This is a genomic window from Nostoc sp. ChiQUE02 (genome assembly GCF_034531305.2).
In the GTDB taxonomy this organism is placed as follows: domain Bacteria; phylum Cyanobacteriota; class Cyanobacteriia; order Cyanobacteriales; family Nostocaceae; genus Nostoc.
In genome coordinates, this window is the sequence record NZ_JAVRBN020000023.1 from 47,763 (window position 1) to 71,028 (window position 23,266).

General features: G+C 43.0%; 21 protein-coding genes. 10 read left to right on the forward strand and 11 right to left on the reverse strand.

Annotated features, from left to right (window positions below):
* Positions 1 to 22: 22 nt before the first annotated feature.
* Together RM347_RS22315 and RM347_RS22320 are read right to left on the reverse strand one after the other, a co-directional pair.
* Complete coding sequence (locus RM347_RS22315; protein WP_322718408.1) at positions 23 to 1,525, reverse strand: UDP-N-acetylmuramoyl-L-alanyl-D-glutamate--2,6-diaminopimelate ligase; 1,503 nt, start codon at positions 1,523 to 1,525, stop codon at positions 23 to 25.
* A gap of 53 nt (positions 1,526 to 1,578) precedes the next feature.
* Positions 1,579 to 1,860: a glutaredoxin family protein gene (locus RM347_RS22320; protein WP_322718407.1), complete on the reverse strand. Its 282-nt coding sequence runs from the start codon at positions 1,858 to 1,860 to the stop codon at positions 1,579 to 1,581.
* A 482-nt stretch (positions 1,861 to 2,342) separates the two neighbouring features.
* Here RM347_RS22320 and RM347_RS22325 point away from each other — a divergent pair, with 482 nt between their 5' ends.
* Positions 2,343 to 2,531 (forward strand): DUF4089 domain-containing protein, encoded by a 189-nt coding sequence (locus RM347_RS22325; protein ID WP_322718406.1) that lies wholly within the window; start codon positions 2,343 to 2,345, stop codon positions 2,529 to 2,531.
* A 374-nt stretch (positions 2,532 to 2,905) separates the two neighbouring features.
* On the opposite strand, the gene RM347_RS22330 is transcribed toward RM347_RS22325, so the two are convergent.
* Positions 2,906 to 3,691 (reverse strand): ADYC domain-containing protein, encoded by a 786-nt coding sequence (locus RM347_RS22330; protein ID WP_322718405.1) that lies wholly within the window; start codon positions 3,689 to 3,691, stop codon positions 2,906 to 2,908.
* Positions 3,692 to 3,852: 161 nt separating this feature from the next.
* Positions 3,853 to 4,131, reverse strand: coding sequence for a hypothetical protein (locus RM347_RS22335; protein ID WP_322718404.1), 279 nt, complete (start codon positions 4,129 to 4,131; stop codon positions 3,853 to 3,855).
* 583 nt (positions 4,132 to 4,714) lie between these two features.
* On the opposite strand from RM347_RS22335, the gene RM347_RS22340 reads away from it, so the two are divergent.
* From RM347_RS22340 to RM347_RS22350, 3 genes are all read left to right on the forward strand, one after another.
* Positions 4,715 to 6,115 (forward strand): AtzE family amidohydrolase, encoded by a 1,401-nt coding sequence (locus RM347_RS22340; RefSeq protein WP_322718403.1) that lies wholly within the window; start codon positions 4,715 to 4,717, stop codon positions 6,113 to 6,115.
* Positions 6,116 to 6,272: 157 nt separating this feature from the next.
* Complete coding sequence (gene argC / locus RM347_RS22345; RefSeq protein WP_322718402.1) at positions 6,273 to 7,247, forward strand: N-acetyl-gamma-glutamyl-phosphate reductase; 975 nt, start codon at positions 6,273 to 6,275, stop codon at positions 7,245 to 7,247.
* A 36-nt stretch (positions 7,248 to 7,283) separates the two neighbouring features.
* Entirely contained in the window at positions 7,284 to 7,475 is a 192-nt protein-coding gene (locus RM347_RS22350) for a hypothetical protein (RefSeq protein WP_322718401.1), read from the forward strand.
* A 61-nt stretch (positions 7,476 to 7,536) separates the two neighbouring features.
* On the opposite strand, the gene RM347_RS22355 is transcribed toward RM347_RS22350, so the two are convergent.
* The gene (locus RM347_RS22355) at positions 7,537 to 9,228 is read right to left on the reverse strand and encodes an NAD-binding protein (RefSeq protein WP_322718400.1); all 1,692 of its coding nucleotides are present in this window, start codon (positions 9,226 to 9,228) and stop codon (positions 7,537 to 7,539) included.
* 301 nt (positions 9,229 to 9,529) lie between these two features.
* Between RM347_RS22355 and RM347_RS22360 the strand changes: the two genes are divergently transcribed.
* From RM347_RS22360 to RM347_RS22370, 3 genes are all read left to right on the forward strand, one after another.
* Positions 9,530 to 10,027 carry a hypothetical protein gene (locus RM347_RS22360; RefSeq protein ID WP_322718399.1) on the forward strand — a complete coding sequence of 166 codons (498 nt, stop codon included), beginning with the start codon at positions 9,530 to 9,532 and terminating at the stop codon, positions 10,025 to 10,027.
* Positions 10,028 to 10,170: 143 nt separating this feature from the next.
* A complete protein-coding gene (locus RM347_RS22365; protein ID WP_322718398.1) occupies positions 10,171 to 11,271 on the forward strand; it encodes a D-alanine--D-alanine ligase family protein in 1,101 nt (366 codons plus the stop codon).
* Between the two features lie 201 nt (positions 11,272 to 11,472).
* Positions 11,473 to 12,123, forward strand: coding sequence for a hypothetical protein (locus tag RM347_RS22370; RefSeq protein ID WP_322718397.1), 651 nt, complete (start codon positions 11,473 to 11,475; stop codon positions 12,121 to 12,123).
* A gap of 656 nt (positions 12,124 to 12,779) precedes the next feature.
* On the opposite strand, the gene RM347_RS22375 is transcribed toward RM347_RS22370, so the two are convergent.
* From RM347_RS22375 to RM347_RS22385, 3 genes are all read right to left on the reverse strand, one after another.
* Positions 12,780 to 13,712, reverse strand: coding sequence for an alpha/beta fold hydrolase (locus tag RM347_RS22375; RefSeq protein ID WP_322718396.1), 933 nt, complete (start codon positions 13,710 to 13,712; stop codon positions 12,780 to 12,782).
* A gap of 19 nt (positions 13,713 to 13,731) precedes the next feature.
* Positions 13,732 to 14,238, reverse strand: coding sequence for a DUF4112 domain-containing protein (locus tag RM347_RS22380; protein WP_322718395.1), 507 nt, complete (start codon positions 14,236 to 14,238; stop codon positions 13,732 to 13,734).
* Between the two features lie 83 nt (positions 14,239 to 14,321).
* Positions 14,322 to 15,224: a YihY/virulence factor BrkB family protein gene (locus RM347_RS22385; RefSeq protein ID WP_322718394.1), complete on the reverse strand. Its 903-nt coding sequence runs from the start codon at positions 15,222 to 15,224 to the stop codon at positions 14,322 to 14,324.
* Between the two features lie 247 nt (positions 15,225 to 15,471).
* Between RM347_RS22385 and RM347_RS22390 the strand changes: the two genes are divergently transcribed.
* Positions 15,472 to 15,942, forward strand: coding sequence for a hypothetical protein (locus RM347_RS22390; RefSeq protein WP_322718450.1), 471 nt, complete (start codon positions 15,472 to 15,474; stop codon positions 15,940 to 15,942).
* A 75-nt stretch (positions 15,943 to 16,017) separates the two neighbouring features.
* Here RM347_RS22390 and thrC read toward each other — a convergent pair whose 3' ends face one another.
* Together thrC and RM347_RS22400 are read right to left on the reverse strand one after the other, a co-directional pair.
* Positions 16,018 to 17,109, reverse strand: coding sequence for a threonine synthase (thrC, locus tag RM347_RS22395; protein WP_322718393.1), 1,092 nt, complete (start codon positions 17,107 to 17,109; stop codon positions 16,018 to 16,020).
* A gap of 204 nt (positions 17,110 to 17,313) precedes the next feature.
* Positions 17,314 to 17,478, reverse strand: coding sequence for a hypothetical protein (locus tag RM347_RS22400; protein WP_322718392.1), 165 nt, complete (start codon positions 17,476 to 17,478; stop codon positions 17,314 to 17,316).
* Positions 17,479 to 17,931: 453 nt separating this feature from the next.
* On the opposite strand from RM347_RS22400, the gene RM347_RS22405 reads away from it, so the two are divergent.
* Positions 17,932 to 18,123: a hypothetical protein gene (locus tag RM347_RS22405; protein WP_292714917.1), complete on the forward strand. Its 192-nt coding sequence runs from the start codon at positions 17,932 to 17,934 to the stop codon at positions 18,121 to 18,123.
* A gap of 100 nt (positions 18,124 to 18,223) precedes the next feature.
* On the opposite strand, the gene RM347_RS22410 is transcribed toward RM347_RS22405, so the two are convergent.
* A complete protein-coding gene (locus RM347_RS22410) occupies positions 18,224 to 20,584 on the reverse strand; it encodes a hypothetical protein (protein WP_322718391.1) in 2,361 nt (786 codons plus the stop codon).
* A 366-nt stretch (positions 20,585 to 20,950) separates the two neighbouring features.
* On the opposite strand from RM347_RS22410, the gene RM347_RS22415 reads away from it, so the two are divergent.
* The gene (locus RM347_RS22415) at positions 20,951 to 22,606 is read left to right on the forward strand and encodes an iron uptake porin (RefSeq protein WP_322718449.1); all 1,656 of its coding nucleotides are present in this window, start codon (positions 20,951 to 20,953) and stop codon (positions 22,604 to 22,606) included.
* The last annotated feature ends 660 nt before the right edge of the window (positions 22,607 to 23,266 follow it).

A 23,266-nucleotide genomic window follows, 5' to 3' on the forward strand; every position in this document is an offset into this window, starting at 1 on the left:
TTCCCAATGCCCAATTCTCAAATTAACGTTGTATCTTCAGTCTTTCGTGTAAAGCGTCGCGTGCATGTTCTCGGTCGTCAAAATGGATTTTTTCGGTGCCGAGAATTTGGTAGTCTTCGTGACCTTTACCAGCAAGCAACACTCCATCACCGGGTTGTGCTTGTAAAATAGCGGTACGAATTGCGATCGCCCGATCGCAAATTACAGTTGGCTGCACTGTGTCAGCAATTCCCGCCAAAATATCTTGCAAAATCCGTTCTGGGTCTTCAGTCCGGGGATTATCTGAGGTCACCACTGCCACATCAGCTAACTCAGCGGCAATTTTACCCATTTTTGGGCGCTTAGTGCGATCGCGATCGCCTCCACAACCAAATACGCAAATCACCTTCCCAGGTATAAACGGACGTGCAGCTTTCAGCAAATTTTCTAAACTATCTGGTGTGTGGGCATAATCCACAATTACGCTAATATTTTGGTCAGGACTAATCTGTACCCGTTCCATCCTTCCGGGAACTCCGGGAAACTCAGGTATTACATTTGCCACTAACTGCAAATCTAGCCCTAAGTGTAAAACTGCTCCTACGGCTGCTAAAAGATTTTCTAAATTATATTGTCCGACTAGGGGCGATCGAAAAGCCACGTCACCTCTTGGTGTATGTAATGTACCACTGACACCATTTGGCTGGTAACTTAAATCACTCATCCATAAATCAGCGCTGTTGTCGTTGACGCTGTAACTCCAAACCCGTTCGGAATCTAACGAGGCAATTAACCGTTTGCCATAAGAATCATCAGCATTAATTATTGCCCGTCCCTTGAGATAATCAGAGCTAAACAACAATGCTTTGGCAGCAAAGTAATCTTCCATGTCGCTGTGATAGTCGAGATGGTCTTGAGTAAGATTACTAAACACCGCCACCTCAAATTCACAACCCAGCACTCTACCTTGGGCCAAAGCGTGGGAACTTACTTCCATTACGCCGAACTCACTACCAGCATTTACCGCCTCTGCTAGCTGCTGTTGTAGTTCCACCGCAAAGGGGGTAGTGTGGGCAGCAGTTTGCTCAAAACCTGCCCAACGAGTGTAGAGGGTTCCCATCAAAGCTGTAGCTAGATTAGCTTTGTTGAGTAAAAATTCAATTAAGTGGGTGGTTGTAGTTTTGCCATTTGTACCAGTCACACCCACCAGGTTGAGTTTTCGTCCCGGATAACCGTAAAAAGCACTGGCTATCTGGGCACAAGCTTGAGTTATGTTACTTGCACTGATGACCACAGCTTCATTTGTGGGAGGATTTTTTTGTGCAGCTTCGGGAGAAACGATCGCAGCTACAGCCCCCGATGCGATCGCACTTTGCCAAAATTCCCCACCATCAACCCGCGTTCCTGGCATCCCAATAAACAAATCTCCCACACTACAAGCATGGGAATTCGTCTTCAAACCCTTAACTTCCACATCCTCCAAAGTTGGATGGCTAGGTAATTGCTCAACACTGTCTACCGCTGTTAGTAATTCCCGCAATTTCATTTTGTGAACCTCGTCACATTCTTGATCTTGCGCTTATTCTGCATTATTTTTTTCTAATTGGCTAAATACTTACGCAACATTTGCTCCAACTGTTGCACACTAGCACGAGGAGAAGGACGCGGCAATGGTTTCTCACTCCCCTCTTTTTCCTCTACGCCTCTGTAGTTTGATAAATAAAGTACCGGCACTTCATACTGATACGCAGCAAACCAATCTTCACGAGTCGTAATATCTCTGATTTCCAACTCGAAACTGAGATTTTGGATTTGTTCTAGCTTTTCTTGCAAGCCTTCACATAAATGACAGCCGGGTTTACTGTATAAAATTAATCGCATTGTTTATTTGAGTTGGCGTAAGAACTTATCTGACTTTTCACGTTAGGAAAAATCCACCAAAAACCTAATTCCCTAACCACCTTCCCGACGCGGGAAGGGGGAAAATTCAAAGTCTCTGACGCCACATGCTTCAAGTCGGCACAGCCGCCCAACGCAGTGGCTCCTCCTTTTAGGCTACCGTGTATACACAAGTCTTTTAGAGTTGTTGTGTAACTTAGAGAAGGTTAATTTTTGCAGGTCGATGCAACAAAGGTGCAGGTCGATGCAACAAAGGTGCAGGTTGATGCATTAAAGGTGCAGGTCGATGCATTAAAGGTACAGGTCGATGCAACAAAGGTGCAGGTCAAGAGACTTGTGTGTACACAGTAGCCTTTTAGGAGAAAGATTTAGAGAAGTTTTCCAGATGCCGTGGGAAGTTATAAGTTTAGAATAACGTAGACGCTTCGGCTTGCCGTAGGCTACCGCAGAGGGCACGGAGGAGAATGAGAAGAGAAAAGTTTGATGTGGGTGAGTATGTTGATCAAATGGCGTTGTTGTTGGATTTAGAGATAAGAGATGAATATCGTGATGGTGTGGTGGCAAATTTTGAGAGAATTAGGGCGATCGCTAATCTTGTAAATTCTTTCCCTTTACCCGAAGAAATTGAAATTGCACCAGTTTTTGAACCATAATCGCTTGAAGAATAGCTATATTGATGTTTTAGGAATTTTACTGAGTTTGCAATATAACCAACAATACTAAAATATGAGCCGACTATACCTTGGAAAGATCGCATGAATAATTTCAATGCTCTAGTTTATTAACAAAACTGAATCTGCCTGAATGACTTTTGCAAGAGACTTCATGAGCTGCGCTCACAAGGAACCATGAAAATGTCTTTCCCTTCTGCCTCCTGCCTTATTTTCAAGGCAGGTCTATTGTAAGGGCGATGCCTGCGGTTTTTGCTAGCCTACGCACTACAGTTCTGGAGGAAAGCGTGGCGATCGCTATTTCCCCGACTACTGAGCAGAGAGAGCGAGGTTTACAGATGCTTATACAAAAACGGTTACGTCGGTGGTGTTTTTCTCAGGAAGGAATCATTAAAAAGCAAGGCACTTGGCCACTTTTGCAGCGCTTTTTTGGCTGTCGAATAACTACCATTTTCATTAATACGACCAGTTAGCTTTTTCGGGCACTCCTTGCGAATTTCAGACAGGTTATTAAGTAAACGGGGACGATTAATGTAAGTTGCCCCATCTGGTTGCCAAGCCGCTTCAAAAACCATCCCGCTTTTGGGAGTTTGTTTTTGAATGCCAAGCACATCATACACATCGATTGAAACTCCCTCTTGTGTATGGGCTTGACCATTACCACAGTAATCAGCTCTTACCATACGCGTGCAAGCTTGGTGAAAGTCTCGGAGTGATTTTCCTTGGACACTTTTCCACGGCTTATAGCCAAAGCGAACACATTTAGCAAGAGATCCACTTGTACACCCAAATGTGACTAAGTTATTTGATTTAATGTATGCTCCTGTCTGATCCCACGATCCAGACAGCGGAATTGCCTTAGCAACATTTTCTATATCAGGTTTACACACATTCTTCCACTTGGAATCAGATTTATCTAAGTAGAAAACTGTATAAAGATAGGTCTCTTTTTCAGGATCTTTTGGATCTAGTTCGACATCCCTAATCTGAAAGTTCAGCGTTCTTCCTTGCTCATCTACTCCTGTCAACTGTGCGTTCTTTAAGTCTTTTCCTCGAATAATTACAGTTTTATCTCCGCTTGCACAACTAACAAGTAATATTGTTAGGGTGATAACAAAGACGGATAAAACTATTTTTTTCATCTTGTGGATGAAATAACTTAAATAAAGAAAGTTATGGACATTTTGCTGAGATGTCCATAACTTTTTTGTTATCTGATGGTGAAACACATTAATTAACCTCCATAACAACCTTTAGTTATGTGAGTCTGACTGTGTTCACAACACTCGTTGTGCGAACATTTTTATTGCGACAAAACTGCCACGAGTTCTCCGCCTCTCACTTCAAGGCGATGCAATGGTGTACCTTTTAGATTCACACTGTTGACCTCACTACCGTTGGCTCTGAGACCATTGATATTGAGACCATTGACCCTGACACCATTCATTTTGAGGCCATTGATATTGAGACCATTTATGTTAAGACCATTTATGTTAAGACCAGCGTTAGCAGCAGTTGAGAAGGTCGCAACGCTTAGGGCTGTGGTCAAAGCAATTCCTATTATTTTTTGGTAAGCTTTCATGATCTTCACCCCCTTTTGTACAACCCTCCTCCACACACTATTAGCTTAACTCTATCTACTAGAGTGAGGTGACATAATTTTAATTAAAAGTAATAATCTACAACTCTAAACTTAGCCAAGTTTTGATTAATCTTGAATTCATCAGCAAGCATTTCTATTTCCTTAGAACTGAGTGCAATATGTAGTTTGCTACCGTAGGCATCGCCTCATGCCAAACCAGCAATCCCAATCCATCATCATAAACAGCCTGAATAAATTGGAAGTGGGGTGAATCCCTTTTTTATTACAAAACATCTATCGCTGATACGATTTTGCATTACTTATCAAAACATCACTGTCCTGAATAACTCTGGAAAGAACAGCCATTCTAATAAGTGATGTCAAGCAACACTACTGCAAGGGGGTAGTTGCGATCGCACCCTGCTACGCTGAGAGTTGGAACTTCCGCGAAGCGTTAAACTATGGCTAAACAGTTGTGCCCACTTTTCAGGTGAAGTACCTCGAAGTCAGAAACCAACTAGCAAAAACTATGCGGACTGCTATTACTCAAAAAGCTAAATGCGCTATCTCCTAATATTTCAGCATGAATTTTGATTCAGCCGATGCCATAACAATAGCTGCTGCTGTGCGTGAAGGCAAAGTTAGCGCGGTGGAAGTTACCAAGGCTGCGTTAGCACAAATTGCTGCACGGGATAATCAACTCAACTGTTTTACGGCTGTGACTGCTGAAACAGCTTTAACAGATGCAGCCCGCATTGACAGGGAAATTGCCCAAGGTAATCATCCTGGAACCCTTGCAGGTGTGCCTTTTGCGGTGAAAAATCTCTTCGATATCACTGGTTTAACGACTCTGGCGGGGTCAAAAATCAATGCAGAAAACCCGGTAGCTAGCCAAGATGCAACAGCAGTAGCGAAGCTGAAACAAGCGGGTGCTGTGCTGGTTGGCGCTTTAAATATGGATGAGTACGCATACGGTTTTGTGACGGAAAACTCTCATTACGGTGCTACTCACAACCCCCATGATTTACAGCGAGTTGCTGGTGGTTCATCGGGTGGTTCGGCGGCGGCTGTGGCGGCTGGGTTAGTACCGCTGACGCTGGGTTCTGATACTAATGGTTCGATTCGTGTTCCGGCGGCGTTGTGTGGCGTTTTTGGTCTAAAGCCAACTTACGGGAGGTTATCTCGTGCTGGAGTAGCTTTATTTTCTAGCAGTTTTGACCATATTGGCCCTTTTGCGCGTTCGGTGCAGGATATTGCTACGGTGTTTGATCTGCTTCAGGGAGAAGACGATCGCGATCCAATTTGTACAAAGCGTCCGCCTGAATTGGTTTTATCACAACTCAAACAAGATATCTCTAATATCAGAATCGCAATCGCAGCTGATTATTTCACCAAAGGCGCAGAACCGGAAGCTTTAGCAGCAGTGCAAAAAGTAGCTGATGCAATAGAAGTCACTGAATACGTCACAATACCAGAAGCACACCGCGCCCGTGCAGCAGCCTTTGTAATTACAGCTAGCGAGGGCGCAAATCTGCATTTGGAAAAATTGCAATCGCGTCCTCAAGATTTTGATTCAGCGACACGCGATCGCTTTTTGGCTGGGGCGTTAATCCCTAATAGCTGGTATCTGCAAGCACAACGGTTTAGAAAATGGTATCGCGATCGCGTTCGGGAAGTCTTTCAAAATGTGGATGTGATTCTTGCCCCAACTACACCAATTTCCGCACCACTAATTGGTCAACAAACCATGATTTTAGATGGCGAAGAAATTCTTGTCCGTCCTCATTTGGGACTATTTACTCAACCATTATCTTTCATCGGTTTACCCGTTTTATCAGTACCAATTCAGCGCCAAAATGCCTTACCTTTAGGTGTACAATTGATAGCAGCACCATATAATGAAGCGTTAATTTTACGGGTTGCAGCTATGCTAGAGTCCAGGGGCATAGTTTCAGCACCAGTAATTTTCAATGCTCTCAACTAAAGCTAATTGTTTGAAAATCTCTGTGATTGCGATCGCTATCTATCTAGAGGATTTCTCAAATATAGTGTAACCTTACCCCAGCCCTAAAAGCCCTGAACTATCTATCTATATTAATCAGTATTAATCAGTCAAAATATCACTCATATATAAAAAGCGCATGACTACTAAACCGAAGATTTTCATTGATGGGGAATCGGGAACCACAGGTTTACAAATTTACTCACGCCTCAGCCAACGGGATGACATCGAGTTAGCTAGCATTGAGGCATCTAAACGTAAGGATGCGACTGAGCGAGCCAAACTAATCAATGCTGTTGATGTTGTCATTCTCTGCCTCCCTGATGATGCGGCTCGGGAAGCTGTTAGCTTAGTCAGTAATACTAAGGTTAAGATTCTTGATGCTAGTAGTGCCCATCGTACAGCTAAGGATTGGGTATATGGCTTCCCTGAACTAAATCCAGGACAGCGAGAGAAAATCGCCAGCGCCCAGTTTGTCAGCAATCCAGGCTGTTATCCTACAGGATTCTTGGCTTGTATCCGTCCGTTGATTGCCAAGGGACTGGTGAAGAGTAATTTTCCCATCACCGTTAATGCAGTGTCAGGTTACTCTGGTGGCGGAAAGAATCTCATTCAACAGTACCATAGCTTCCACAAGCAACAAGCCGGAGGAGAGTCACTCTATCCTTATGGAATCTACGGTTTGCAGTTTGGGCATAAGCACGTTAAGGAAATGCATTATTACTCAGGATTAGCATCGCCGCCGCTGTTCGTACCGGCAGTAGGAGATTTCGAGCAGGGGATGCTGGTACAAGTGCCTTTGCCATTGGGGACTTTGGATAATCCACCATCAGGTAAAGTCATTTATCAAGCAATTGCTGACTACTACCAAAGTGAAAAGTTCGTACAGGTTGCTCCATTCCAAGATTCTACTATGCTCAGAGATGGAACGTTTCTGGATGCGATTGCAATCAACGGCACCAATATTGTTCAGGTTTTTGTATTCGCCAATGACACTACCAAAGAAGTGTTGCTAGTTGCTCGTCTTGACAACCTGGGTAAGGGCGCATCGGGAGCCGCCGTCCAAAACCTAAACATCATGCTCGGTTTTCCAGAAGAGTTGGGATTGTCATAAAAGAGATTTAGGGAGTGGGAGCAGGGGGATGAGTAAATGATGACTAAAGCAACGCTCAATACTCAAAACCCTGAAATCACCAGAAACTACATCACTCATCTATTACAGCAGTTAACTGACGATTATAAAAACACCAAAGAAGAACCAAAAAAATTAGGTTCTCTATCACCCGCTTCTGATGAAGAATTTACTGTTTTAGAGGAAATGTCCTATATCAACAACGAGTAGTTAACAAATAAGTGGAAGTGGGGAGTGGGAAGTAGTGTATTAATTACGAATTACGAATTATTTAAGCGTGTGATTCGCAAACTTGCTCGCCCCGCCATAATTGATACAGCCGCGTCGCTGGCATTGTCATATATAAAACATCACCAGCACTAAGGTTAGTTTCTAACAAATCCCAGCCGTGAAGGGTTTGGTGTTTTTTTTCTACGTACAAAGGTACACAGTCAGCGGACATTGCTACATTTTTCACCCACTGACCACAAAAGACGTGTGAAGGTGTAATTATAGTCGCAAAAGCCACCCAAAGACTATCTGCTGTGATGCCATTGCCAAGGATGCGTCCCCCTAGTGCAGCAGCCGCAAAAGCTGGGGCTGCCAGTTCAGCCGGACTCAGTACGGCCTCGAAACCAAATAGCTGTTGCGCTATGCCGGCAAAATCGGGATCGGCATAATGAACAATCACCGGAATGCTGGGTGTCAAGCCTTTGGCTTTGAGGGCAATTTCCAGATTGGTAGCATCATTGCTAGTAACAGCAAGCACTGCGGCGGCAGACTCTATATTGCTGGCTTTGAGTATTGTGCGGAAACTGGCATCGCCCTGAATGACGGGAATACCCAGTTCGCGGGCGGTGTTGATGTATTTGTTGTTGGAGTCGGGTTCAACTACCACAACTTCATGTCCGCTGGCGTGGAGTTGCTGAACAATTCTCACTCCAATACCACTCAAGCCACAAACAATGTAGTGATATCGCTGGGGAATTCGGGCTGCATCCCAAAATTGCTTAAAGCGGCTTCCCAAGACAAAATCGGTGAGCATTGCATACCAAATACCAATCACCACTGCTCCAACCAGCATCATCACAACAGTAAATAACTTAATAGTGTTAGGAGCATTTTCTACTACTTTGTCATTACCACCCGCTCCCGTAATCATGCCTACAGAAAAATATAAAGCATCGACAGGAGACAAACTCAACTCAGCCGACATATAGGTGAATGTAGCAATCAGAATAACCGCCAATAGGACAATAGCACCCACCACTACCGATCGCCCGTGTTGCTGAAACTGCTTAAGATTAGTCATAACTTTCAGCAGTTTTTTAATCAACGATCTTCGGGGAGAACGGATGCGGGGTTGGGTGCCAATAATTAAGCGATCGCCCACCTTGATCTCTTGTCCAGATATTACACCTGAGACCAAATCCATCTCACCTTCCACTGGCAAGTAATAAATCAGCATCCGCGATCGGTCTTCCCACAATTCACTCAGCTTTCGACCCTTCCAAAAGTGGTTTTCATCAATGTATTCTTCGTGAATTGGCCAAGTTTGCTGAAATAATTTGATTTGTCCGATCGCTCGGTTTCCCAGTGCTGCAAAGGTGAATACGGGTGCTGCTAATCCCACAACACTCATACTCAAGTGGTCTGGCAAACTTTGATCTAGGCGCTCCCCCAAATTTGTATTATAAAAACGGTTAATAATCCGAATCTGGGGATTCAGCACCCGCGCTTGCATCATAATAGACAAATTCAGAGCATCTTTAGATCCAGCGATGACTAAAGTGTGTGCCTGTTGAATTCCTGCTGCTGTTAGGGTAGAAGCTGCTTGTAAATCTCCAACAATCACATCTCCTGCTGTTTCGCCAGGGATAGATTGGTGATGAATACCAACAACGAAGGCTCCCTGGTGTCTTAGCAGACGAAAAGTTTTATATCCGGTACGTCCTAAGCCACAAACAATAATTCGAGGTTTCATGAAACGGCAGCATCTTTTACAGGTACGGCTGCATTTCTAGTTATTTACCAATATTGTTGCTCACTTTCCTGGAATATAACTGTAGCTGACAACACGATTGTTTCAATTGGAGGCAGGAGGCAGAAAGAGGATTATAAATTTGATGATTGAGGGTAAAAGGTTTTAGTCTTGCTTTCTGTTTTTAATTTGTATCTTTTACTTGACTCCTCCTCCCTCTTGCCTTTCTTAATAAGTTGGCACTTTTACAAATGTATGAAAGTCGATGTTATTTAGATACCTGAAATTTTAAAACATTCAAGTTATGAGAAATTTGGTACAATTCCCAATTATTGGTACTATTTTATGCCCCTTAGTTGTAGCAGGAACCATAGCTACTACAGCGCAAGCACAGACACAGCAAGAGCCAGGAGCGATTTCTGCACCTCATGTAACACTGAATGTACAACGTAGCAGTGGTACATGTCCTCAAAAAATTGGGCTGTGGTGGTTTGTTCTGCCTTATGAAGGCGGTGCTGAACATACGGTAGTGGCTGATACCAGAGAGTTTGCAGATACAACTAAGTTAGTTGCATCCAATAATAAACAGTTTGTGGAATTTGTTTCACCTTTACGCAGTAATTATGCTTCTTGTGTAGGTCAAACTCGTGGGCAGGAATATACTTTCTACAATGTAGAATTTAAGAATAAAAAAGCTTATTTCCGTGTGGATTTACGAAAAATTGATGCACCCGCTCGCCTAATCACTTACAAAAGTGTAGTGGCTTCCCGCCCTTATGTCAGATGGGCGATCGCTGACTAACTCCTCAATGGTTAGTTTGACACCTCAAATAGTAGAGTTTTTCTAAGTAGGGTTTGAACAGGCAATAAAATAATATAGAAAAATATGGCAACTTTTGTAGGTTGTGATACGCTATCTGCTTTAGGAGTGTCGAGGAACCGAAAATGGCAAAGCTGCGCGTGGGGTTACTGTTTGGCGGTCGTTCGGGAGAACATGAAGTTTCGATAAATTCAGCACGGGCGATCGCTAAAGCCTTGAGTGCAGAGCAAAATGCTAATAAGTACGAAATCCTGCCTTTTTACATCCAAAAAGATGGACGCTGGCTAGCAGGAGAAGCACCCCAAAAGGTTTTAGGAACCGGCAACCCGCTACTGGAATCTGAACAATCAACATCTGTTGGACATCTGACATCCAACCCTCAAGCCCAAACCCTCAGCAAGTGGCAATCTCCCTCTCAAGTTGCGGAAGTAGATGTTTGGTTTCCCGTTCTCCACGGCCCCAACGGTGAAGACGGGACAATTCAAGGGTTACTAACTTTGATGCAAGTCCCCTTTGTTGGTTCTGGGGTGTTAGGTTCGGCAATGGGGATGGATAAAATTGCCATGAAAATGGCTTTTGAGCAAGCGGGACTAGCACAGGTAAAATACAAGGCGATAACTAGAACGCAAGTTTGGTCTAATCCTTGCGTATTTCCGAAATTGTGTGATGAAATTGAGGCAGCATTAGGTTATCCCGCTTTTGTCAAGCCTGCTAATTTGGGTTCATCAGTGGGCATTGCCAAAGTGCGATCGCGCCAAGAATTAGAAGCCGCTTTAGATAATGCTGCCAGTTATGATCGAAGGCTGGTTGTGGAAGCTGGTGTCGTAGCTAGAGAAGTCGAGTGTGCTGTTTTAGGCAACGACCAACCCAAAGCCTCTGTCATTGGAGAGATTACTTATGACAGCGATTTTTATGATTATGAAACTAAATATACTGAGGGTCGCGCAGATTTACTGATCCCTGCACCACTTCCAGATGCGATCGCCCGTCAAATTCAGGACATGGCTTTGCAAGCTTTTGCAGCTGTTGACGCTGCGGGGTTAGCAAGGGTAGATTTTTTCTACGTGGAAGCGACACAAGAAGTTTTGATTAACGAAATCAATACCTTGCCAGGCTTTACTGCGACGAGTATGTATCCCCAACTCTGGGCCCAGAGTGGAGTCTCCTTTCCGGAATTAGTCGATCGGTTAATTCAACTTGCGATCGAAAGGCATTCTCCTAGCTGACGAAGAGAATAAGCGAACTGATTTCTAGATTTTTATAGCAAAAAGTCACAATAAATACAGATTTTTGGCAAAAGTTAGCCAGATTTGGTAGCATTTGTTTTACAAAAAGCTACTTGAATCTGAACTTTTGTTACGGATACCTGATGCTTGACTCCTCCAGTACAATTTATTGACTAGAGGGGTACAAATCTGAAAGTAATCATGGAAAAAAGTCAGAGTGTACAGCGCGAGCCAACCCAACTCAGAAGGGCTACTCCAGAGCTGACAAATAGGAAATCGAGATTAAAACAAAGCTCGAACGTTCTGATATATCTGGTTGCACATCATCCTTGGCTATTGTTAACTGGGTGTTTAGCCATGTTTTTAGGAGGTGGTGCCTTTGCCCTGTATAGCTTAGGTAATGCTGGACAGGTAACACAAGAAGAACCAGAAAAAATTCCGGTTATAGTTGAAGAACCAATCAATGCGCCCTCTGAGAATAGTAATCCTACACCTTTATGGATGGTGGCTGCGATCGTCCTCAGCTGTGGTAGTGGTTCCTTGCTCATTTTCCGAATGCTCAACCAGACAAAGCAACCACAAAAAGTCCAAAAACAGGTTAACCGCCATCAGGCACGCTTGGCACAGAACCACTACCAAAGATTGGAACCACGCCTTCCCAAAAACCAGCCAATTTTTGTGCCACAGCCACAACTGATGCCCATTATGCAGATGCAACCTAAAACAAAGCATCTGGTGACGGTTCTACCAGCAGAACACAAGCACCACCTGGATACGCGCACAGAGCCTTTAGCAGACTTAATGGATCTTCGTAAAAATAGTTCATTGTCTGCAATTTTACGCCAGTATTAATACTACTGTAAGGTAAAACCCGGTTAAATTAACACTTTTTGCCAATTAGCTTGGCTAAGATTCCCGACTTCTCTAAGAAGTTGGGAATCTTGTTATGTACGAATAATTTATCAGAGAAGGCAGGAGGACGTTCGGCAAACGTCCTCCTGAATGCTATGTAGCGGCTTAACTGCTTTTAAAAAGTTAGATATGAACAATTAGGAAATTTAAAAAACTGCCAAAATGGCAACCAGCTTTTGATTAACCAAGTTAAATTATATGAAGATAAACGACTTCAAGGGTTTTGTTATCAGGGACTACCACGTAAGCAAATTCCTTTTGTAAAACACTAATTACTAAGTGATTTGCAAAAACAAAAAACTATCTCTACCAATTATTTGCAGAGTATTTTTCTCAGCAAAATATCAATAATCAGGTTTGGCATTTGCTGCAACAGGAATATTAAATGCGTACGGGCGTTGTTGTTGAAGTACGCATTAGCCCCCAAATAACGGGCAACGTCTGTATACATTCCTGTTCACTTCAGTAGCAAATGGCAGAGTGGGAGTTTGAAAGCTGACGGATATGCTTCCTCCCACTCTCTTTTTATTTAGTGATTTTTAATCGTCAGGTATTTTTGCATATTTGAAATGCTCCGCTCAAAACATGAATTGTCTTTAAAAGTGAGTATCTTGTAAAAACTCAAGAATCGCTGTATTCAGCACCTCAAAAGCACCAGTTGAAGCATCATGACAGCAGTTAGACAAAATCTGTAATTTGGAATTGGGGATATGTTGATGCAATTTTTCGCCATGACTAGCAGGAAACCAACTATCTTGCTCACCCCACAAAATTAGTGTAGGACACTTAATTGCACTCAGGTTATTTTGAATTTTGGTGAGCATATTTGGTTTATTTGCTTCCCAATTTTCAATTTCCCGCGCTGCTATTTGTAACTCTTCGGCAACTTTTGCAACTGTACCAGGCAATTCAATAAACGGATAAGTTATCCAATATATATCTTCCTGTGTCAAAATTGAGGAATCAAATAATACCCCACGTCTTTCTATTGCCATAACTTCTCTAAATAGAGGTGCAAACAGATATGCCAGACGTAAGGAGTCTATTGTTTGCATTATTTCCAGGGGCGTTTGAGCAAGTAACCACATAGCCCAATGGGGTAAACGTTCGGTAAAAATAGGAACATTTACTACTACAAGCCGCCCGATTAACTGCGGGTTTTCTTGAGCAAGGGCAAGGGCAACTAATCCCCCCAGTGATTCAGCCACAATCACTGCTGGTTCATCACATAATGCCTCAATAACTCTTTTAAACTCAAGAACTTGATGACCATTGTGTTCTCTACGAGATAGTGGTTTTTCGGAAAAACCAAAACCTTTAGCATCAAAGCAAATTACCCGATAATATTTAGATAATGGTGCTATACTGTGACGCCAATTATAGCTCCAACTACCCATGCCATGTAATAAAATTAGCGGTTTACCTCTGCCTTTTTCGCCATAAGCAATTTGTACAGGATACCCTTTAGCATCAGTAATAATTAGACTTTGCCGCCCTTTAGGAAAAGTAGCTTGCCACCAATCTTTCATTCTTTTATCAATAAACTATTTAACCGCCTGTTAAGGCGTTCCACAGGATTCTAATTAGGATCACGGGCAACGCTACTAAAACAATAGAGATTAATAACAATCCAGCCAAAACGGCAAAGATAAACCACTTGTCTGCACTCTTTTGCTCGCTAGGAAACTTTAAGTACTCTTCTAATAGCTTGATGTTATTAGTGTTAGCTCTCCAGGCAAAATCAAAAAAGTCTCCCAAAACTGGGACAGCGCCTACCAAGCTATCAATGATCACATTCACAACCATTTTCCCTAAAGTGGCTCTAGATACACCCAGCCGCGCTGCTTCTAGGATGATGTAGCAAGAAAACATCACTCCCAAAAAATCACCACCAATGGGTATGAGTCCTAAAATTGGATCTAGACCAAAACCAATCTGCGTGCCAGGAATGGTAATAACATTATCCAGCAGGCGACTTAACTGACGCAGGCGCTTTAAGGTGGGTGCTTTGGCATCAGGTTCAATCATCGAAAATCGAGGAGGAGAATCAGGCATGAAGGCGATCGCTAACTTTGTATTGAATCGTTAGACATTTTACTCCCCTACTGAGCTTTTGGAAAAATTTTCTCAGAAATTTACTAATTAATATTTTTCGTTAGATTGCGACTGCTCTTTAAGCGCATATCTTCGCCGACAGTCACGTTCAACTGATCGCCGATTAACAGAACAGCAGCGCTCATCGACAGCCAGAGCATTAAAACTATCACAGCCCCTACAGCACCATATACTTTATTATAATTGCCAAAATTCGCCACATAAAGCCGAAATAGGGCAGACAATATCGCCCAAAAAACAGCTGCTAAAATTGCTCCAGGCATAATTGGCGTGCCTGAGTTCCACTGGCTTGGGCCATAGCGATAGACAAAGCTAAAAGCGACAGCAACAATACTTAAAGCTAAAGGCCAGCGTAACAGCTCCCAAAGATGCAACAAGAAGTTCAAAGAACCATTTCCGCTTACTACCATTCCCAACAGCCAGTCACTGGTAAACACTAAGAAAGAAGCCAACACTAAAAGCAACATAGTACCGACTGTTAATCCCAGAGAGACGAGCTTGGCTTTCCAAAAGGGGCGGATGTTTTCGGAAGGAATTTGATGGATTTGGTCGAAGGCTGTCATAGCAGTACTCACCGCCCCAGAAGCAGTCCAAATTGCTAATATAAAGCTCAAAGAAAACAAACCGCTATTTCTAGAATTGGTAATTTCTGTGGTGGCAAAATCACTAATCAGATCCAGGACTTGTTCAGGTAGGACTTGACTTAGTTGCGCCGCCAGTTGCTTAAAGGTGTTTTGTAAAGATTCTGCCAATAAGCCAATGGCTGTGATGATAGCAAGAATTGCTGGAAACAGCGATAGCATGGCATTGAAGGCGATTTCCGAGGCGAGTCCGAAAAGTCGCCTTTCAATTGTCCTGGCAAAAGTTTTTTTAAGCGTGCGCCAATTGAGGTGGCGAAAGAAGCGTAAAAAGCGAGGCTTTGGCATGATTTAGAGTTAAAACTGGTGATGTTTCTTAACTACTGTGCCAAATTTTGCGTAGCGATCGCATTTATCTTTTTACCGCAAGAATACCGAGTGGAGAGTGTGGGGAAGCAGGGGAAGCAGGGGAAGCAGGGGGAGCAGAGGAAGAATAAGTAACTTAATATTAATGCCCAATGACTAATGACCATTGACTAATGACTCTTGACTAATGACCATTGACTAATGACTAATGACTAATGACTATTTATTTATGAATCAAGATTTAACACAACAGTGGTTGACAGAAATCCAAGTAATCAAAGAGCAGATGGCAGGACTGCAACACGAACGCGATGCTGCTTGGGAAAGTGCCCAAAAATGGCGTCAGCTTTATAACACAGAGGCAGAACAACGCCGCACAGATGCCCAACTGTCCCAACAGGCGATCGCATCCCTCAAGGCAGATTTGCATAAACTCCAGGGTCTTGAGGTAGAGACACTGGCTGCTGGGACACCAGTAACAGCGATCCAACAAGAAATAGAACAACTAAAATCTGTAGAAGACTTGCAAGCTAAAGTCATCGCCGTAATGAAAGAACGCGATCGCCTTTTGCAAGCTTTGAAAACTGAGCAGGATAACCACGCCCAAACCCGCAATAGCCTGACTACTGCTTTGGGTGATGCTATTGATAGCTTGACACGCGAACGAGCAGTGGAGCAGGGAAAGAGAAATAACTCCTAACTCTTGTACAGACGCGATTAATCGCGTCTCTCCAAACGATTAATCGCGTCTCTCCAAACTCCTAACTTCCAACTCTTAAAATCCCATTGCCTCAGCTACTGCACCCAATTCTGCTGCAATACCCTGTTTAAATTGACTGTGATTGTGTTTAATGGCTGTGTCTGGGTCTTTTAGACCGTTGCCTGTGAGGACGCAAACTACTGTTGCCCCTGTGGGAATTTGGTCTTTCACTTGCAACAACCCGGCTACAGAAGCGGCGCTAGCAGGTTCGCAGAAGATACCTTCAGATGCTGCCAAAAGTCGATAAGCGTCAAGAATTTCTGCATCGGTAACAGCGTGGAAATTTCCTTGACTTGCGGTCTGCGCTGCGATCGCTAAGTCCCAGCTAGCAGGGTTGCCAATGCGAATTGCTGTCGCTAGGGTTTCGGGATGCGCCACTGGCTGACCGTGTACTAGGGGGGCTGCACCTGCGGCTTGGAATCCCATCATTCGGGGTAAGCGATCGCACTTTTTGGCTTGATGATATTGACAAAATCCCATCCAATATGCTGTGATATTTCCCGCATTGCCCACAGGGATACACAGCCAGTCTGGAGCATCACCTAGCGCATCGACGATTTCAAAGGCTCCTGTTTTCTGCCCTTCTAGGCGGTAGGGATTGACTGAATTTACCAAAGTGATCGGATAGCTTTCGGCCATTTCGCGGACAATTTCTAGCGCTTGGTCAAAATTACCTTTAATTGCCAATACTTCTGCCCCGTATAGCAACGCTTGGGCTAACTTGCCCAGTGCCACATAACCATCGGGAATCAGTACAAAGGCATTCATCCCCCCACGTCTTGCATAAGCGGCTGCGGCGGCTGAGGTATTGCCCGTGCTGGCACAAATTACTGCTTTTGCCCCTGCTTCCTTGGCCTTGGAAATTGCCATAGTCATCCCCCGATCTTTGAAGCTGCCGGTGGGATTCAGACCGTCGTATTTTACAAAAACACGCACTTGTCTGCCAATCCGTTCTGCGATCGCTGGCACTGGTATAAGAGGTGTGTTGCCCTCCAACAGAGTGACAATCGGTGTTTTTTCGCTGACAGGTAAGTATTCGCGATAGGCTTCTATCAGTCCGGGCCAGGGTTGGCGATGAGATGTAGCAACAGACAGGCTCAAAGTCACGGGATTTAAAATTTCTTAATGTTAAGGATCGGATATTTAGAGAGGGTGGGATAGGGAAGCACATAATTGGGAAGAGGAAGAAAGTGAATTTTTCTTTGCCAGTTCCCAGTTAAGAGTCCCTTAATTTCAAAAGAATATTATTTTTTGTGGTGCAGGTGTTTCACTTGCTATTTTTTATTTTATTTAGTTTAGAACGTCAGTTTATCATAACCGCCACAGCGACCTTCGGTTCAAAAAATTAGCTTGGGGATGCTGAGGGGATGAAAAATGATCGGCAAAAATTATACGGTCGTTACGTAATAACTCCATGAAACTCTTATTTTTAACCTGCTGAAAGCCACTTCTGATGCGTCCATTCAGCGATCGCATCTCTGTGTCTCCAACTACTCTGTGAGAATACGCAACAGATTTGTGGGAGTTTTCTCTTTCCTTTCCTACAATAGAACGCGCCTAGCTTGCTTACCATAGGTGTATCGTAAGTGCTTTGCCTTGTGTTTTTTCATAATTTGGCGTAATTCTTGATATAGTCTACATATAATTTCTTGCGTAAATTCCCTAAAAACAGCGATAATAATTCATACAGCCATAATTGATAGGTTATCAACTAAGTACTGCTAAGTACCGTTGAGTGGACGGAAGCTTTGCACACTTGGGGCGATGTTTTCTTTTTGGAACACAGCTATTATGATCACCGTCTCTTATGATTGAACCTAAAATCCATTAGAGTATTTGATTGAAAATATACAAAAATTTAATAAAGCTTAAAAGAGCATTATTATAATATTTCTAATGGTGTGAGTTAAGTTGTGGATTTAATTAGCGATGCCTACTTGTTTATCTAGTGTTTCCGATCGCGAGTCCCAGACTAACTGGGTCAGTAAGTTAACCAAGTCTTATTACCAAGACGATCAGCAAGCTAAATTGATGCATTTACAAGCAGAGGTAGACTCCCTGTTGCAGCAGCTGGAAAACCTGAAGCACCAACGTCTAGCCGAAACCAACCAAAAAGAATAAGTCAGTCTTGGAGATAGTGATGTCTACGACGGGCTACGCCTACGCTTTTCCCCTCTCTAATTTAAATTTGAGTAAGAGGTAAGCTTGAGTTATGGGCGTGCTATTCAAAGCGCTGATTTTTCTCTGACCAGCGCCTCAAACTGTAGTTATGAGCATTTTCTACTAGTAAAGCTAAAGATTGCACGCCTGAAAGCTTGGCGATCGCTGAGAGTCTTTGTAAGTAATTTCCTGTAAAATCAGTGTAAATCACTTCATTGCTATCAGACAAAATTATAGTCCGGTCACGGCGTTGCTCTGTGTTTTCCGCCTGACTTTCAGGTGTAGGCTGATTCAAGGATGCTATTGCTCCTGCTGAGATAGTCAGTATTATTTCTGGTTGAGCGTTATTTGTTAAATCAATTACTTGAACAGGCCAATCACCCAAATTTTCCTGCATCTGCTCAAAGCTAGGAATTGCACCAGCCGGAACTTCACCGGATTGTTGTAAAGATTTCCACACACTCGATAGTATTACCTTGACCCCTTGGGGATTTTGTTGATGCAGTTCTTTTAGAGTAATGGGAGATGGTTGTACCCATTCCAGTGCTGTATTTGTCAAGGCTAAAGGTTTGGGTTGGAGAACATCGTTTTGATTCTCTGGAATTTTTGGGCCAGCAGCTAATAGGCGCAAAACTTTACCCCGTAGTTGCACCGCTTTGATAGCGGCTATAGTAGTTTGTTGTTCTCCATTTGGTAGCCAGACCACAATCTGGATTTCAGGGTCAGAAGTGATTCCCAAAGTTTTCCAGAAAAATTTGGCGGCGTCAGTTTTGGGCGGGTTGAAATTCTCAAAGGGAGAATTTAGCCAGCGTTTCCCGTCATTAAATGCACTCACCTCCACCTGATACCAAACTTGGTTATCCGTGAGTTTCAAGTCTGTTGAAGAATTTAGTTGCAGCCATTCGGTGTTGGTAACTTGAGTGATTGGTTGGACTGTACCAACAATCTGACTAGGGTGAGTAGAGGATATTTGCGACTTTGTACCCTCATTATTGAGTCTTGCTAACAGACCTTGAATATAAGCAAGATTCTCTTTTGTAATTTGAGGTTGCGCCTTCAACCAGAAATTAGCATGTCCTTCTCCCCGCTGAACCGCTAAAATCAAAGCGAACCAAGCTTGCACCTCTCGTCTATTTGGGTTCACTCGCAACGCCGTTGCTGTGCGATTCCACAACCGTTTTTCATCAGCTTTGAGTAGGGTAGCAATTTCTTGGGCATTATGTGGCGACGCTTCAAACACCTGTAAAGCTTTTTCCCAACGACCATCAATCAAATCTGCCAGCACTTCTTGACTAGGACTTGCCCAATTTTTCTGGGCTTGGGTTTTAGTAAGTTGAGAATGCAAGCGAATCAAATCCATTTGCGCTTGCGCCGCCTCTGGTAAAATTCCTTTGCGCTGTTTCTTAATGAATTTCAACCATTCAAAGGCTGGTGTCCACAGTCCACTACGGGCAATTGACAGGGCATTTTGGTATGCAGAATCCTTGAGAGTTGGTGATTTGAGGGTAATCGCCTCCAATTGAATTGGTTTGAGGAATAACTTCAGAGGCTTGACTTGGTAAACTTGTAAGCGCGGTTCTAAACCTATAGTTTGATCGACAACTAACTCTTTTTTAGCATCACCAGTTACCTGCTGCCATTTGGGCAATTGTCCATTAGGACTAGTCCAAGACAACATTTGTAGTAAGTTTGTGCGTTCTGGATTGTAGTATACGACTTGACCGTAGGTAATCGCACCAGTTCCTTGTTGGCGTTGACCCCGTAAATTAAACCAAACTCCTGGTGATGGTGTCCCACCTTCAAAGCGTTGTACTTCTGTTAAAGGTAGGGGAGTGTTGATATCCTGAGGTTCTGATGTCCCATCAAGTAAGGAAGAAATCACAAAGGATTCTTCTGGCCCAGCTACAGGTAATTGAGTCGCTAGATAGTAGTAATTTTCTGACTGAGATTTAAACTCTAACTCTTCTGAGCGCTGGTAAACCCTGAGTTCCACAAGTTCTTCACAATCAGATTGGCAATTAGCACGCTGTTGAAAAACTGGCAGTAAAAACGAGTTTTTTACATCCTGATGTAAAGGTAGAGTTTTCCCAACTATTTGGTTTTTTTTACTCAAATCGAGTTGAATTTGTTTAAGAGTTTGGGGGCGTTCGTGGTTACCAAGGGGGATTTGTGCCCATGCAGGTAAAATTTTATTTAGCCAGCTTACCTGATCTGGATTGAAGATAAAGAGAACGCTAATCCAGGCAAAAGCCATAATTAGACTAGCACTACTCAACAGAATTGCGATCGCTAGCGTTGACGACAACCAACTTCCCCGTTTTAGCTTTTTCTGGGGTTTTTTAACAACGCGTTTCCTTACACCTGCATGAGGTTTATTTAGTTTAGAGGCTTTTGGCGTCAGCTTGCGTGAGCGATTTGCCATAGATTGAGGATTGGGGATTAGGAATTGGGGATTAGAGATTGAGGATTGGAGATTGGGGATTGAAAAGAGGCAGAGGGGCGGGATGCTCTTAAGAGAGGGGAAAACTCTTCTCCCTTGCTCCCTACTCCCTTGCTTCTTCCTCACCCCAGTCTCCAGTACTTAGCCCTCAGCCCCAGTCTCTAATACCCTGTTATACTCGCCCTTTCAGAAGTTGCCCAGAAGCATTAAGTCTAATTTGGGACAAAATCCGTAAATGTCCCCATGTGAACGCTAGATGATCGCGAATACACTCTTCACTTAAGTATGTGAGCAGAGTGTAAAAAGTTGAAAGGTAGACTTATTAGCCGCAGTTATCGCAAAACCTGGATGCTCGCATGGTTACTAATTGCGGGAGTAAATGGAGTTGCACAAAAAGCACTAGCACAAGAGTACACAACCACAGGAACTACTCAGGCGCAGGAGAGTATAAATTTAAATTCCCCTCTCCTCTCCCCAGAAGAACCAATGGCGCAAGTTACATCGGTTTCTCAACTCAAGGACGTACAACCCAACGATTGGGCATTTCAAGCATTACAGTCTTTGGTAGAACGCTATGGCTGTATAGCCGGCTATCCAGATAGCAGCTATCGCGGTAATCGCGCCTTAACTCGGTATGAATTTGCCGCCGGTGTGAATGCTTGTTTAGATAGAGTCAACGAATTAATCACTACAGCTACCAATGATTTAGTCACTCGCGAAGATTTAGCAATATTACAAAAATTGCAGTCAGAATTTGCCACTGAATTAGCAATTTTGCGGGGTCGTATCGATAGTTTAGAAGCCAGAACTGGTGAAATCGAAGCCTACCAATTCTCAACAACAACCAAACTCAGTGGACTACTGATAGTTGGTATTCAAGGACGGACTAATAATCGTGGTGATGTTAATCCTAGAGATGGACAAAAAGATACAGATGATGGAGGGACAAATATTGATGTTATATCCTTGGCGCAGCTGTATTTAACTAGTCAAATCACTCCCAGTAGTTACTTGTTTACAGGTCTTTTAGATGGTAACGGTACTAGTGGGCCTAGATTTACCAATAGTGTTTCTCGCAATGATGTTTTACTTGGCTACGAATTTCCTACAGATAACTTGATTGTAAGTGACCTCAATTTTCATTGGCTGGTCACAGATAAATTAGCGGTAATGATAGGAACAGAAGGCGTAAGTATGCCAGCTGCTTTCCGAGGACCTAATCGGGTAGAAAGTGCTGCAACAGGGCCCTTGTCTTATTTTGCCCAAAGAAACCCAATTTTAAATATGGGATACGGTCACGGCGGTATAGCTATTGATTGGCAATTTGCTAAACGCGCTAGTTTGCAGGCAATTTATACTAGTTATCAGCCAGGGAATCCTGGTAAAGGTAGCGGTTTATTTGATGGAACCACCACTACAGGTGTGCAATTGCTGCTGACACCAAGCGATACTCTAGATGTGAGTTTGTATTACGTTAATAATTACTCTTCAGATGGTTGTTTACTAACCTTTGTTGGCGATGAATGCTTAACTACAGTTAATACGACTACTGGGAAATCAGCACCGCTGCAAACCAACGCTGTGGGTGCAACTGTAACTTGGCAAATTTCGCCCCGGATTACGGCAGGTGCGTGGGGTGGTTATACTAAATCTTACATTCCGGGGCGTTCAGGAAATGTAGAGACGACGAATTATATGGTGTTTCTAAACTTCCCTGATTTATTTGCTCAAGGAAATTTAGGCGGAATTTATGTCGGTCAACCTCCTAAAATCACCAGTAGCGACTTACCTGTAGGGAATAATGTCCCAGATTTTGTCAATACAGGTTTAGGACGTGCAGGTGGACAACCAGGGACGACCACTCAAATTGAGGCATTTTATCGTTTCCAGCTAACAAATAACATCAGCATTACACCAGGAATAATTCATATCTTGGAGCCTGGTCACACACCAGATAGTGACTCAGTTACTATCGGCATTCTGCGGAGTACTTTTAGTTTTTAATTCTGCTTCTACATAAATAATTATACGGCTTAAGTCTTGACAGATGCTTATCCCCTATTGGACACAACAAACTCTTGAAAATCTTTTTTCCAATACCCCATCCCCAATCTCCCATAACCCATACCCGATTTTCAATAGATATAAAAAAAGGTTTGGCGGTGAGCCAAACCTCTATATAAATCCAGTGCATAACAACATCCCGAATTAATTTACTCATTATTATATTCATAGGGCATCTTCCTATAGGATGTGTGCAAATACTCTAAAACCTGATACCACATTACCCCAGTATTCTGGAATACCTAAAATATAAAATTAATCTGCCATAGGCTAGAGGCTATGACAAATTAATTTAGATGTTAAAGTTAGTAAAATAACTAGAAGTATTTTTATATCCAGAACTTGCATTAAAACGATTTTTCCAACTAGCAAGCAAAATAAAAGACGGGATGATTTATCCCGTCTAAATAGCTTGAAAGTGGCAATATACCTTGGAATATGGAAAAAATAGCACAAATAAAACTTAATAGGTTGTAAGATTAGCAAATAATCTGAACAAAAAAAATAGTAGTTGAGCTTACTTTTAATATTTTATTTATTTGCATTTTAGCGAAGGTATCATATTTTGATTGTAATGTAACGCCAAAATGCCAAATAATC

Bases quoted from the DNA above. Each gene is read 5' to 3' on its own strand.
- RM347_RS22315 (WP_322718408.1), bottom strand. From the start codon at position 1,525: ATGAAATTGCGGGAATTACTAACAGCGGTAGACAGTGTTGAGCAATTA.
- RM347_RS22320 (WP_322718407.1), bottom strand. From the start codon at position 1,860: ATGCGATTAATTTTATACAGTAAACCCGGCTGTCATTTATGTGAAGGC.
- RM347_RS22325 (WP_322718406.1), top strand. From the start codon at position 2,343: ATGAGAAGAGAAAAGTTTGATGTGGGTGAGTATGTTGATCAAATGGCG.
- RM347_RS22330 (WP_322718405.1), bottom strand. From the start codon at position 3,691: ATGAAAAAAATAGTTTTATCCGTCTTTGTTATCACCCTAACAATATTA.
- RM347_RS22335 (WP_322718404.1), bottom strand. From the start codon at position 4,131: ATGAAAGCTTACCAAAAAATAATAGGAATTGCTTTGACCACAGCCCTA.
- RM347_RS22340 (WP_322718403.1), top strand. From the start codon at position 4,715: ATGAATTTTGATTCAGCCGATGCCATAACAATAGCTGCTGCTGTGCGT.
- argC (WP_322718402.1), top strand. From the start codon at position 6,273: ATGACTACTAAACCGAAGATTTTCATTGATGGGGAATCGGGAACCACA.
- RM347_RS22350 (WP_322718401.1), top strand. From the start codon at position 7,284: ATGATGACTAAAGCAACGCTCAATACTCAAAACCCTGAAATCACCAGA.
- RM347_RS22355 (WP_322718400.1), bottom strand. From the start codon at position 9,228: ATGAAACCTCGAATTATTGTTTGTGGCTTAGGACGTACCGGATATAAA.
- RM347_RS22360 (WP_322718399.1), top strand. From the start codon at position 9,530: ATGAGAAATTTGGTACAATTCCCAATTATTGGTACTATTTTATGCCCC.
- RM347_RS22365 (WP_322718398.1), top strand. From the start codon at position 10,171: ATGGCAAAGCTGCGCGTGGGGTTACTGTTTGGCGGTCGTTCGGGAGAA.
- RM347_RS22370 (WP_322718397.1), top strand. From the start codon at position 11,473: ATGGAAAAAAGTCAGAGTGTACAGCGCGAGCCAACCCAACTCAGAAGG.
- RM347_RS22375 (WP_322718396.1), bottom strand. From the start codon at position 13,712: ATGAAAGATTGGTGGCAAGCTACTTTTCCTAAAGGGCGGCAAAGTCTA.
- RM347_RS22380 (WP_322718395.1), bottom strand. From the start codon at position 14,238: ATGCCTGATTCTCCTCCTCGATTTTCGATGATTGAACCTGATGCCAAA.
- RM347_RS22385 (WP_322718394.1), bottom strand. From the start codon at position 15,224: ATGCCAAAGCCTCGCTTTTTACGCTTCTTTCGCCACCTCAATTGGCGC.
- RM347_RS22390 (WP_322718450.1), top strand. From the start codon at position 15,472: ATGAATCAAGATTTAACACAACAGTGGTTGACAGAAATCCAAGTAATC.
- RM347_RS22400 (WP_322718392.1), bottom strand. From the start codon at position 17,478: ATGCGATCGCTGAATGGACGCATCAGAAGTGGCTTTCAGCAGGTTAAA.
- RM347_RS22405 (WP_292714917.1), top strand. From the start codon at position 17,932: ATGCCTACTTGTTTATCTAGTGTTTCCGATCGCGAGTCCCAGACTAAC.
- RM347_RS22410 (WP_322718391.1), bottom strand. From the start codon at position 20,584: ATGGCAAATCGCTCACGCAAGCTGACGCCAAAAGCCTCTAAACTAAAT.
- RM347_RS22415 (WP_322718449.1), top strand. From the start codon at position 20,951: ATGCTCGCATGGTTACTAATTGCGGGAGTAAATGGAGTTGCACAAAAA.